The 12,147-nt window shown below is 64.5% G+C and carries 8 protein-coding genes; all 8 read left to right on the plus strand.

Features of this window, described 5'->3' with window-relative positions:
- Nucleotides 1-5: 5 nt before the first annotated feature.
- The 8 genes from brxD (at nt 6) to DB30_RS10060 (ending at nt 11,963) form a co-directional block, all read left to right on the plus strand.
- Nucleotides 6-1,349: a BREX system ATP-binding protein BrxD gene (gene brxD, locus DB30_RS10025; RefSeq protein ID WP_052548158.1), complete on the plus strand. Its 1,344-nt coding sequence runs from the start codon at nt 6-8 to the stop codon at nt 1,347-1,349.
- Entirely contained in the window at nt 1,350-3,467 is a 2,118-nt protein-coding gene (locus DB30_RS10030) for a DEAD/DEAH box helicase (protein ID WP_052548159.1), read from the plus strand.
- Between the two features lie 7 nt (nt 3,468-3,474).
- Nucleotides 3,475-6,165 (plus strand): DEAD/DEAH box helicase, encoded by a 2,691-nt coding sequence (locus tag DB30_RS10035; protein WP_052548160.1) that lies wholly within the window; start codon nt 3,475-3,477, stop codon nt 6,163-6,165.
- Nucleotides 6,166-6,316: 151 nt separating this feature from the next.
- Nucleotides 6,317-7,795, plus strand: coding sequence for a TIGR02270 family protein (locus tag DB30_RS10040; protein ID WP_146658423.1), 1,479 nt, complete (start codon nt 6,317-6,319; stop codon nt 7,793-7,795).
- 5 nt (nt 7,796-7,800) lie between these two features.
- Entirely contained in the window at nt 7,801-8,805 is a 1,005-nt protein-coding gene (locus tag DB30_RS10045) for a DUF2169 family type VI secretion system accessory protein (protein WP_052548162.1), read from the plus strand.
- Nucleotides 8,802-9,845 carry a hypothetical protein gene (locus DB30_RS10050; protein WP_052548163.1) on the plus strand — a complete coding sequence of 348 codons (1,044 nt, stop codon included), beginning with the start codon at nt 8,802-8,804 and terminating at the stop codon, nt 9,843-9,845. Before DB30_RS10045 ends, DB30_RS10050 begins: the two co-directional genes overlap by 4 nt.
- A 25-nt stretch (nt 9,846-9,870) precedes the next feature.
- Nucleotides 9,871-11,229, plus strand: coding sequence for a PAAR-like domain-containing protein (locus DB30_RS42200; protein ID WP_052548164.1), 1,359 nt, complete (start codon nt 9,871-9,873; stop codon nt 11,227-11,229).
- On the plus strand, nt 11,220-11,963 hold the full coding sequence (locus DB30_RS10060) for an SMI1/KNR4 family protein (protein ID WP_146658424.1): 744 nt from the start codon (nt 11,220-11,222) through the stop codon (nt 11,961-11,963). The genes DB30_RS42200 and DB30_RS10060 overlap by 10 nt, the downstream gene beginning before the upstream one ends.
- Nucleotides 11,964-12,147: the final 184 nt, after the last annotated feature.

Raw genomic sequence — 12,147 nt, forward strand, 5'->3', positions numbered from 1 at the left:
GACGAATGACCAACGAGGTCGACAACATCAGCCTGATTAAGCGCAGGGAGATCATCGATGCCTTGCGCCGCGGAACGGTGCCCAAGCGCGGGCTCGAGGTCTTCGCTGTCGGTCTCGACCGCTTCGAGGTGGCGATCGACGCCGAGCTCGAGTCTGCGGCGAGCGGCAACGGGGTCTTCAAGGCCGTCCGCGGCGAGTACGGCACCGGCAAGACCTTCTTTTCGCGGTGGCTCGAGCACCGCGCTCGGGAGCGAGGCTTTGCGACTGCGCTGGTCCAGATCTCCGAGGTCGACACGCCGCTGTACCGGTTCGAGACCATCTACCGGCGCGCGCTGGAGTCACTGCAGACCAGGGAGTGGAGCCAAGGCGCGTTCCGCCAGCTCATCGACAAGTGGTTCTTCGAGCTCGAGGAAGAGGCCATCGCGTTGTTGGGTGGCGACAGCGAAGACGCCGAACGCCTAGCGAGTGCGGTCGGGGATCTGCTGGAAAAGCGGCTCGCAACCGTGAGCGCCACCCACCCGCAATTCGCCGCGGCCCTGCGAGCGGCACACACTGCCCGCCTGCGTGACGAGCACGCGATCTCAGAGGGGCTGCTGGCGTGGTTGATGGGCCAGCCCAACGTTGGGTCACCGATCAAGCGGGCCGCGAACCTCAAGGGTGACCTCGACCATCGTGGCGCGTCTGGGTTCTTCCGTGGGCTGTTGGCGGTGCTTCGCCAGCTCGGTCGCCGTGGCCTGGTGCTGGTGCTGGACGAGGTCGAGACCATTCAGCGGGTCCGGACCGACAGCCGCGAGAAGAGCCTCAACGCGCTGCGGCAGCTCATCGATGACATCGACGCCGGGAGCTTCCCGGGGCTGTACGTGCTGATGACCGGAACGCCGCAGTTCTTCGACGGCCCGCAAGGGGTCAAGCGCCTCGCGGCCCTCGACCAACGGCTTCACGTCGACTTTGGTGCGGTTGACGCTCGCTTCGACAACCCGCGCGCCGTGCAGATCCGGCTGACGGCCTTCGACCGTGATCGGCTGCTGGAAGTGGGGCGGCGAATTCGTAGCGTGTACCCGACCGAGCACGCCGAGCGGATCGCCGCGCGGGTTGGCGACGACGTACTCGAGCTGCTCGCCGATGGCATCTCCGGCAAGCTTGGTGGCAAGGTTGGGATCCCGCCGCGGATCTTCTTGCGCAAGCTCGTGTCCGAGATCTTGGATCGCGTCGACCAGTTCCCCGAGTTCGACCCCAAGCTGCACTATTCGGTCACCGTCCAGGCCGCCGAGCTGAGCGACGAGGAGCGGGCCGCGACCGGCATGGCGCGCTCGATCGACGACATCGAGCTCGATCTCGGAGCCGACTAGATGACAGCGTTCGACCGGCTCTCGCCCGCGCTCCAGTACCAGATCGTCAACACCCTGGGCTTCAGCTCGCTGCGGCCGGTTCAGGATCTGACGATCGACGCCGTGCTCGCGGGCAAGAACTGCGTCGTCCTGGCCCCGACGGCCGGCGGAAAGACCGAGGCTGCCTTCTTTCCGATCTTGTCGCAGATCCACGCCGAGTCTTGGTCGCCCGTGTCGGTGCTGTATCTGTCGCCGATCAAGGCGCTGCTCAACAACCAGCAGACGCGGGTGACCCGCTATGCCGGCTTGTTGTCACGCCGCGCTTTCACCTGGCACGGCGACATCGGGCCCACCCACCGCAAGCGCTTCATCAACGATCCCACCGACATCCTGCTGACCACCCCCGAGTCGCTCGAGGCGATGATGATGAGTACGCGGGTCCCCGCGCGCGCGCTGTTCGAGGGGCTTCAGGCCGTGATCATCGACGAGGTCCACGCGTTCGCCGACGACGATCGCGGCGCGCACCTATCTGCCGTGCTGGAGCGTTTGACCCGGTTTTGCAAGAAGGACATTCAGCGGATCGGGCTGTCGGCGACGGTCGGCAATCCCCCCGAGATCTTGACGTGGATGCAGGGCAGTTCGAAGCGCCAGGGTGCCGTGATCTCGCCGCCCAAGCCGAAGATCGAGCCCCAGATCAGCATCGACTTCGTGGCCAACCCGGCCAACGCGGCCCTCGTGATCAAGCGGCTACATCCCGGGCGCAAGCGGCTGGTCTTCGTGGACAGTCGCCGGGGTGTCGAGGAGCTGGGCAAGCTCTTGATCCAGTCCGACGTCCTCACCTATGTGACGCACGGCTCGCTCTCGGCGGCCCAGCGACGTGACACAGAGCGCGCGTTTGAGGAGGGCTCCGACTGCGTGATTGCGGCCACCAGCGCGCTCGAGCTCGGCATCGACGTGGGCGACCTGGACCACGTGCTGCAGCTCGACAGCCCGCCGGGCGTCGCCAGCTTTTTGCAGCGGATGGGCCGGACCGGGCGACGCGATGGGACGGTTCCCAACTGCACCTTCCTCACAACCAAGGACATGCTCGCGCTGCAGGCCGCCGCGATTGTCCGGTTGAGCCGTCAGGGGTATGTGGAGCCGGTCCGGACCCGGCGGTCCGCGTTTCAGATCCTGGCGCATCAGATCATGGCCCTGGGCATTCAGCGATCGGGCATTGCGCGCGACGAGTGGTGGGCTTGGCTCGACGGGGCATCGGCGTTCTCGGGGGTCACCGCAGAAGACCGAGAGGCGATCGTTGCCTACATGCTCGAGGAGGGGATCCTCGCAGACCAAGGCGGCAAGCTGTGGCTGGGTCCCAAGGGCGAGAAACTCTACGGCAAGCGCAACTTCGCCGAGCTCTACGCGGTGTTCTCTGTTCCGCGCCTGATCACGGTGCGGTGGAACGCTACGGAGATCGGCACGGTCGACGCTCAGTTCCTATCAGGACTCGACGGGCAATCTGGCGCAGGGTCGTTCACCTTGGGTGGCCGGCCCTGGCAGATCCAGCACGTCGACTGGCGGAAGGGTGTGTGTATCGTCGAGCCTGCCCAGCATGCCAAGAACACCCGCTGGTCCGGGGCTCCACAGTATTTGAGCTACGAGATCTGCCAGGCGATGCGGCAGATTCTGATCGTCGACGATGTCGACGATGTCTGGTCCAAGCGCATGCAGGACGTCATCACGATGATGCGGGCGGAGCACGCTTTTTTGCGCGAGGCGGCATCACCCATGGTGGTCTCTGCTGGTGAGATCACGTGGTGGACCTGGGCCGGGGGAAGGGCGAACCTGATCTTGGCGCAGATGATCGAGAAGGATTTGGGCGGCAAGGTGGTGGTTCGCAATGAGTCGATCACCTGCAAGGACGCCGCGGGGGCGAGCATCGCCGCGCTACAGCTGTGGCGTAGCGAGGCGAGCCGGGCCGGACGGCCAACCGAGCCGGAGGTGCTGGCTCTGGCGGATGGGGCGGTGAGGTATCAGGTGAGCAAATTTCAGCCGTGTCTGCCCGAGGAGTTGGCGTCACGGCTGTTGGTGGGGTCGCTCGACCCAGAAGGGGTGCGGCGGGTGCTGGGAGAGCGTGGTAAGAAGGCTTCGGACTAGGTCCATCATGCCCGCATACAAATTCACCTGGGATCACTTCGACGATCAAACCGTGACCGCCCTCGCCAAAGCGGAGGGCTACGACCGCGACCACCACCACGAACTCAGCGCGCGCGACTACCTGGCCGGCCAGGTCAAGCGGCCAACGGGCGCGTTTGTGTCGGAGCACCGTGACGTCCTCGTCCGGCATTGGCTGCCCGACTACGCCGGTCTGAAGCACATCGTCGACAGACTGCTAGATGCCGGGGTCGGCCCGCTGGGCAGTCCTCGTAGCAAGTCGGGCTACCTCGAATACATCAGCAAGACGCGGCGGTCGAAGACCTTTCGAGCCACGCTGCGCGCCGCGATGATCCAGTTCGGAGATCGTGCCAGCATCGATGCGGACGACGTGATGGACGATAGCTTCGTCCCACGCTTCGCCGTTCTCGACATCGCCAAGCAGGTCCCTGACCAGCGCAAGCCCTTCCGCCATCAGGTCGCGGCGTGGGAGCGAATGTCGGCGAACCTCGCCAAGGCCGAGTCGACGAAGGTGTTTCAGGGGATGTTGGTCATGCCGACCGGGGCTGGAAAGACCTTCACGGCCGTCCAGTGGCTGGCCCGGGAAGTCCTGTCTCGTGGGATGCAGGTGTTGTGGTTGGCGCATCGCAGCGAGCTACTTCGTCATGCGGCGTCAGAGTTTCAAACTTCCGCAGCCATGGTCGATCCCAAGATCGGCAAGCTACGCGTGCGCGTGGTCTCGGGTGAGCACTGTTCGGCGTCGCAGATCGATCCTGCCGACCATGTGGTGATCGCGTCGATCTCGAGCCTCCGCTACAGCCAAGATATTCGCGACGAGCTGCTCAACAATCCTCGTACGTTCGTGGTCATCGACGAGGCCCATCACGCCCCGGCGAAGTCCTACCGCGACGTGATCCAGGTTCTCCGCAAACAACAGGCGTGGCGCCTGCTCGGGCTCACCGCCACACCGACACGTACGGTCGAGTCCGAGCGGTCGACGTTGTCGGGGCTGTTCGGTGGCAACATCATTCACCAGGTCACGCTCCGCGAGCTGATCGAGGGTGGCATCCTGGCCCGCCCGACGCTCGTCCGAGTCGAGACAAACGCGGATGTCGAAGCGGGGATCACCGAGGACGACCGCGCGCACGCCTATCGGTTTCAGGATCTGAGTGAGCGCTGGCTGCAGCGGATTGCCGACATGGCCGATCGCAACAAGGTGATCGTCCGCCACTATCTCGACCACCGCGAGCGATACGGCTGCACCATCATGTTCGCCGTCAACGTCGTTCACGCGGCGTTGCTCGCTGCACAGTTGCGGGAACACGGGGTTCGGGCCGACTACGTCGCAAGCTATCGGCCGGACAACACCGAGGGCGACCCAAGCGAGCGCATCGAGGCGCTGCGGTCCGGCGACCTCGAGGTGCTCGTCAACGTCCAGCTGCTCACGGAGGGGGTGGACGTGCCCAACGCCAAGACCATCTTCCTGACCCGCCCAACAGGCAGCGAGATCCTCTTTCGGCAGATGGTTGGCCGTGCCCTTCGTGGTCCGGACGCGGGCGGGACCACGGAGGCGTACCTGGTCAGCTTTGAAGACTGTTGGGCCACCTACTCGAATTGGGAGCGCCCCTTCGATCTATTGATGCCGGAGCTCGTTGCGATCGCGGAGCCAAAGCCAGCCGCAGCCGCGAAGGTGGTCGAGGCCGCTCTTGAATGGTTGCCATGGGACGTGATCCGCTCCGCCGCGGCTCGCCTGTACGCGACGCCGATCGACCAGCGCGCCGACGTCTTCGACATCATCTCACACGGCTGGTACCTGCTCGAGCGCGAAGAACCCGACGAGGATCCGATCTGCACCAGCATTCCGGTCTATGAACATCAGGTCCCCTGTGTGGAAGCGTTGCTCGACGATCTCTACCGGCGGTCGATCCGCGGTCGCATCAACCTCGAGACCCAGTATATCGAGTACTTTGGTGACTGCGACGACCCCACGCTGCCCGAACGCCACTTCGAGGCCCTGGTCGGCCACTGGCTCGACGGTGGCGACCGGCCGAAACACAACGCCTTGGCTGATCGTAGCATTTGCGATCCCCTGCTTGTCGCCCAGCGGATCCGTGATCAGGACCTTGGCGAGCGAGCGCGGACGACGTTGGTGACCGACAGCTACACGTCTTTGGCCAAGACCATCTACCCGACCCTGCGAGACTACTCGTCGGCGATCGAGGACGCGCTCCACGAACTCCGCTTCCCCCAGGACTCGACCCGTCGGGTACGTGGGGTGCCGCTGTTCGAGCCACCCTCGGACATTCAGATGCGGCCGGGGCAGCATGACTTGGATGTTCTGATGAAGGAAACCCTCGAGCGCGGGCGTGAGTTACTGGGTCTCGGGGCCGAGGTCGAGCTCGGTGGGGGGATTCAGATCGAGTGGACCCATCGTCTGATCAAGGGTTGGTATGCGATGGCCTACTACGAAACAGAGACGCCACACGGCGAGGGTCGGATCCGCGTCAATCGCCTGCTCAACAGCGCGGATGTCTCGGCGGAGACGCTGCGATATCTGCTCTGGCATGAGTATCTGCACCTTTTTCTGAAGGTTGGTCATACGAAGCTGTTCCGCCAGCACGAGCGAATGTGGCCGACGTGGACCGAGGGCGACCGGGAGATGGGCACGATCAACGAGCGCTTCGGCGTGCAGTACTGGTAAGTACATCGCGGTTTCAGCACAATGCCGAGGTCAGAACGTCGACGTCGAGGTCTCGGTTCGCAGATCCCCCTCCGACGAGCACCTGATCAAGCTAGCGCCAGGTGAGCTTGCGATCATCCACGATTAATACTGGGCCGGCTGGATCATCTTCTTGTCAGCACAGCCGAGCACCAGCGACATATCTTTCGTCAACCGGACACACTCGCTCTGTGATACAAGGTCTCCGTGCGCAGGCGACCGCCGGAGACGGGAACTCGAGGTGGTGCGTTCGGGACTTGACGCGATGACCGTGGCCACAGACTTTTACCAACTCGCGGAGCACGAGATCCTCTGGGACGACGTGACCGAGCACCTTGACGAGGCAGAGTTTCTATTCGAGCTGTGGGAGGCCGCGCTGGATGCCCCCAATTACACGCTGGCGGAGGTCGCCGCGGGTCCCGAACGACGCTTGCTCGCGCACATCGATGGACTCCAAGTTGGTGGGCCGGCCGTCGCCGAGCGCTTGCTGTTCCCGACCGTTGAGAACCCAGGGTCGTACTACGGAAAGGTCGTCGCAGCGGCCCTGGCGTGCCAGCACCCAGAGCGTGTCTTGAAAGTGCTCGTCGGCGCAGCTGACGAAGAACAGCGTCGCGGCATCATCAAAGCACTAGAGTTGAGCGATGATGCGAGCTTGAACGCGAGGGTGGTGCAGGTGCTCGACTCGAGTCGCGGCGGAGTGGGTTGCGCCGCGCTCCTCGAGGTGCTCGCGCGACGTCGCGCTCCCGTTGGCAGCTGGGTGGGCCATCTTCTCGGTGGCGATGATCCGGGCGCGGCTCTGGCTGCGGCGCGTCTCGTTCGTTACTGTTCCGATCGTCAGGTGCTCGAGGGCCTCGCACCACTCGCTCAGTCAGATGACGCCGGGCTCCGTTTCGCGGCCGTGGAGACGGCGTTGATCCGGCAGGTCCCCGGAGCCTGGGAGTCGGCCGTCTACTGGGCCTTCATCCCGGTGGAGTCGCCGTTTCGTCGCGATGCGATGGTCTGGGTGGCCCTTCTGGGCGACGCGGCGGCTCAGCAGCATTTGCTTGGGCTCGTGGACAGCCCCGAACACCGCGCTGACGCGCTGTGGGCTCTCGGGTTCAGCGGGCGCGTGTCGGCGGTCGATCGTTGTATCGAGCTACTCGGCGACGACGAGATCGCCCCTCTCGCAGCTGAAGTGGTTTGCGCGATCGCGGGCCTGTCCACGGAGGACGACCGGTTCTGGAGAGCGCCACCACCACCCGACGGTGAAGGTCAGACGCTGCCGAGGTTGCAAGACGATGACCTCAACCGTGATCTGATCCCGACCGCCGAAGCCGGATTGCAGATCCCCGAGCCCGAGCCAACTGCACGCTGGTGGCAGGAGCGAAGGCCCGGGTTTGAACCCTCGCTTCGTTACATCGGTGGGCGCGCTCTCACGGGCCGGGTGCTCGTGGATGCGCTGTGGCGAGCCCCCATGCGACGACGACACAATCTCGCTCTCGAACTTGGCCTTCGAACAGGTGGAACCGTCATGGTTGGTACCCGTGCGCTGTCCGGGCCGCAGCAGGCTCAGCTTGCTGAACTAGCCGAGCTCGAGGCCATCGATTTTCAGCGAGGCATGACGCTTCGGTAGTCGCCATGTGGGCTGTCCAAAACGAGACCGCATACGCCGTCGAGCGAACTTGGGTTCGTGATCAGGATGGCATGCATCACTGGGTGGTAGTCGTGAAGGCGACCTTCGAATTCAAACCCGACGGCACGCTCGGCCTGGCCGACGAGCAGCTCGATCCCCTACATGTGCCGGAGTACTTCGGTGACCCCGGGCGCTCGAGTCTGCGCTATGAGGCTGACCTCATCGGACCCAAACCCGGCACCGACGTGATCGTCAACGCCCACGCACACGCGGCTGGCGGTCGACCGATCCGTGAAGTCGGGGTCAGTCTGCGGATCGGGGAACTCCAAAAGACGCTCCTGGTCCGCGGCCAGAGCCGCTATTCGTTCGGCATGACTGGCTTGCGCGTGACAGAACCCGCCCCCTTTGTCACCCACCCAATCCGCTACGAGAGCGCCTACGGTGGATCGGACATGCTCGACGACGAGCCCAAGCGACACCGCATCGATGCTCGGAACCCGGTCGGTGTTGGCATCGCACAGCACGCCGCGCATCTGCACGGACGGGTCGCGCCGAGCGTGTTCTACCCGCGGGGCGATCCGGCGAAGATCGGGCCCGCGGGCTTTGGTGCGATCGCCAGCTACTGGTCGCCACGGCGCGAGGTCGCCGGCACTTACGATCAGCGCTGGGCCGCGCACAAGCGCCCGCTGTTGCCGGACGACTACGATCCAACCCACTTGCTGTGTTCTCCAGTCGATCAACGGGCACAACCGCGACTGCGTGGCGGTGAGCGGATCGGGCTGGTCAACCTCACCCCCGAGGGGGCGTTGGAATTCGAACTGCCGCGCGTCGTGTTCGCGGCGACAACTCGAATATCGAGGCGAAGCGTCGAGCATGGTTTCGAGCTTGCTAGCGTCGTCATCGAGCCCGAGCAACGGCGGCTGATCATGACATGGCAGAGCGCGTTGTTGGTGCGGGCGCCTGAAGTCGATGATCTCCGGGTCTCTCGGATCCGCGAGGTGCGGTCATGAGCGGGCGACTCGAGGTCGTTGCCGTCGGCGCGCGAACTCCCGTAGGATTGGTCGCCGAGACCAGCGCGGCCGCTGTCCGAGCTGGACTCGTGCGACTGCAGGAGTACCCCTATGCGTTGGCCAACGGCGAGCCGGTGACGGCTGCGTTCGACGCTCAGTTCGCAACAACACTGAATGGCCGGCCTCGGCTCTTTGGTCTGCTAGCGAGCGTGTTCGCCGAGGTCGAGCGCAGGCTCACCCCAGCGGGGGGGTTGCCCGACCGCCTGCACGTGCTGCTCTCACTGCCGGAGGGCCGACCGGGGTTCTCGGACGACGACGCCACGGAGGTTGCTCGAGCAGTGTTTACCCACTTTCAGGGCAAAGGAATTGACGCATTTGTCGAGGTCGCGGGGCGTGGACACGCTGGGGGCATTGTGGCGGTTCAGCGGGCGTTGCAGGAGCACGAGCGTGGCGCGGACGGGCCATTCATCATCGTGGGGGTCGAGTGCTATCTCGATATCCATACTATCGCTTGGCTGGATCGCCAGGGCCTGCTCGCCCAACCACAGGTTCGAAACGGCTTTGTGCCCGGGGAGGGGGCTGGGTGCATGGTGTTGGCCAGCGGGGATCGGCGAAGGCAGCTGCGTTGGCCGAGTCTGGCTGTGTTGGGCGGCGTCGGCACGGGCCACGAAGCTCAGCTGCGAGACAGCGACATGGGATCATTCGGCGTGGGCATGACCCACGCGGTGCTGTCGGCTGCCGCGGGCCTCGCCGAGACGGAAGTCGACACGATCTACATCGACCTCAACGGCGAACGCTACCGGAGCGAGGAATGGGGCTTCGTCGCCCTGCGCACCCACGGGTTATGGCGCTCGCTCGAGTACGACGCGCCCAGCGATTGCTGGGGTGATGTGGGCGCCGCGTGGGGGCCCCTCGCGGCGGTCTTGGCGGTCCGATCTTTTGTACGTGGGTACGCGCGCGGCCCTCGGGCGATGGTCCTGGGGGGGTCCCTGAGCGGCCTGCGAGGTGCAATGATCCTGCAAGACCCAAGGCTGGGGTAGACAACAGAGGAGACGAGCTACGGCGATGAGCGTTACGGTCAATCCACCCAAGAGTCCCGTCACCAAAGCCAGCAAGGGCGTGGCCGCGGCGACGGTACCCAACGTGTGCAAGATGCCCGGCCCACCGGCGCCCTTCGTGCCCACGCCTCTCCCCAACGTCGGCAAGAGCGGGGAGTCCCCCAAGGGCTACTCCAAGAACGTCAAGGTCGAGGGCCACCCCGTGGCGATCAAGGGCGCCTCGTTTGGATCGGTCGGTGATGCAGCAAGCAAAGGGACAGGAGGTGGGCTCGTGTCCGCGAACACTCATGGGCCGGCGACCTTCGTGGGGCCTGGTTCGCTCGACGTGAAGTTCGAGGGCAAGAACGTGCACCTTCTGGGCGACCCGATGCTCAACAACTGCGACCCCAGTGGCCGGACGCCGAACTCGGCGACGATGGTTGGAGTACTCCAGCCTGGGGGCCTGGCGGCGTTGTTTGGGGACGAAGTGTGTCCGCTGTGCGGGAAAGAGCACGGTGCCGCTGGCAAGCTGGAGGAGAGCACGGCCACCAAGGGCGACGCGGACCTACTCGCGGCGGCGGCCGGTCGGGCCGTTGCCAAAGCGCAGATCCAACGAGAAGCGCGGGTTGCAGCTGCGCGTGCCGAAGCGGAAGCGCGTGCTCGCGCGAAGTACGAAGCCGCTCGAGCGAAGCTGCAGGCGAACATCGCAGGCGCGGGCGCGTCCGGGAACGCGACGGCCGTTGCCACGCTCACTGCCAAGCTGGCGGCGCTGCGGCCCGAGACTGTCAATCCCCAGTCTGTCAGTGGTGTGGAGATCAGCGCGATGCTCGGAGTTGTTCGGTGTAAGGATGGCAAAGTCTACGCGGGGACTTCGTCGTTTCAGCTCCAGGAATTGGGCGACGAGATGCCGGCCGGATGGCACACACCGGTGGCGCAGTGCTCGCTGCACGAAGCAGAGCCTCCGGACTTCCCCGATCAATGTGCGGAATTTCAGAAATTTGTTACAGACAAGAAGGTGTTTGCGGCGAAGTGGAAAGATCTCAACACAGCCAACCGGAAGTTCCGCAAGGGGCACTTGGAGGAACCACACTACCCACCAGGTCGTTGTGCGGCCCAACAGATGCTCTTGCTCGCGCTCGAACACGGCGGCCGACCTGTCGGCCTGACGGAGCGGACGCACCGATCGGCCGATCCCACCGCGACAGTGCAGGTCTACGTCCGCGACAGCCCGACCGCTGCGCCACGCATGGGCTCGTTCGGGGGCACGAATGCTGTACCTCCATGTGGGACCTGTCAGGTTATCCTCACGATGCTAATGTGTCCCGACGAGCGCCCGAAAGAATGTCAACACCGGGCGCCCGCAGGAGGAGTTTGCCGATGCACGTAGAAACTGAATTTGAAGCTCTTCTCGAGCGGCTCGTGCCCGGGTGTGGCGCGCATTGTGTCGGAGCTTCGCTGGCGGAAATCGACGAGCTGGAGGCGTTTGTTGGCCAACCGCTGCCGCCGTTTTATCGGTGGTTCCTCACGAAAATGGGGCGCAACATGGGGCCGCTGGGCTACCCGCGAGTGGATATGAGCGTGGGCACGTTGCTTTCCATTTATCGATCAGGCTTCAAACCCCCAAGGGCGAGCTTGCTGTTGGTGGCCAGCGAAGCAGATGACATCATGCCAATGTACATGTTCTGCGACCTCGCCAAGCGGACACGCGACGACGCCCTCGTGTGCAGCTATGAGAAGAATGGTGGCGTGCGTCAAGACGAGGCCGAGACACTCCGAGAGGACATTGCATGGGGGGTGTTTATCCGGTCACGCTTCCCGGGTAGCCAGCAATGCAGCGGAATGTTCAGGGATGAAGGTGGGGATGTACTGGGCAGTCTCGAGCCAGTGCTCGAGCGCTTCCAGTTCGAAACGTTGCATCGGAGTGGGCCACGTTGTGGGTTGTACGAGTGTGAAAACGCTGCCCTCGATTGTGTTGTCCCGCCTGGAGACGGGTTCGAGCCCGACATGTCTTTCACCCTCCGGGGCGATGAAACAACGATTCGGAGTATCCTTGGCGTAATCGGGGTCGAGACCTCGTTGGCGATCCGGATTGAGAGGTGGACCCCGCCCTTGGTACGGTGAATCGCTCCGGCCTGGCTGGCGAGCCATGTGGCAGCGGAGCGCGAGACCCTCGGCCTCCGGCCAGATGTTCGTTGTTACTCTTGTACCGTCCCGCGTTATTTGCGAGATGTTGTCCCACGATCACCACGGGGCTGCACAGCCTCGGCATGACCCTGCGTGACAGTCGGCCGGCCGAGTTGCAGCT

Origin of the sequence: Enhygromyxa salina, assembly GCF_000737335.2 — a bacterium.
In the GTDB taxonomy this organism is placed as follows: domain Bacteria; phylum Myxococcota_A; class Polyangia; order Nannocystales; family Nannocystaceae; genus Plesiocystis; species Plesiocystis salina_C.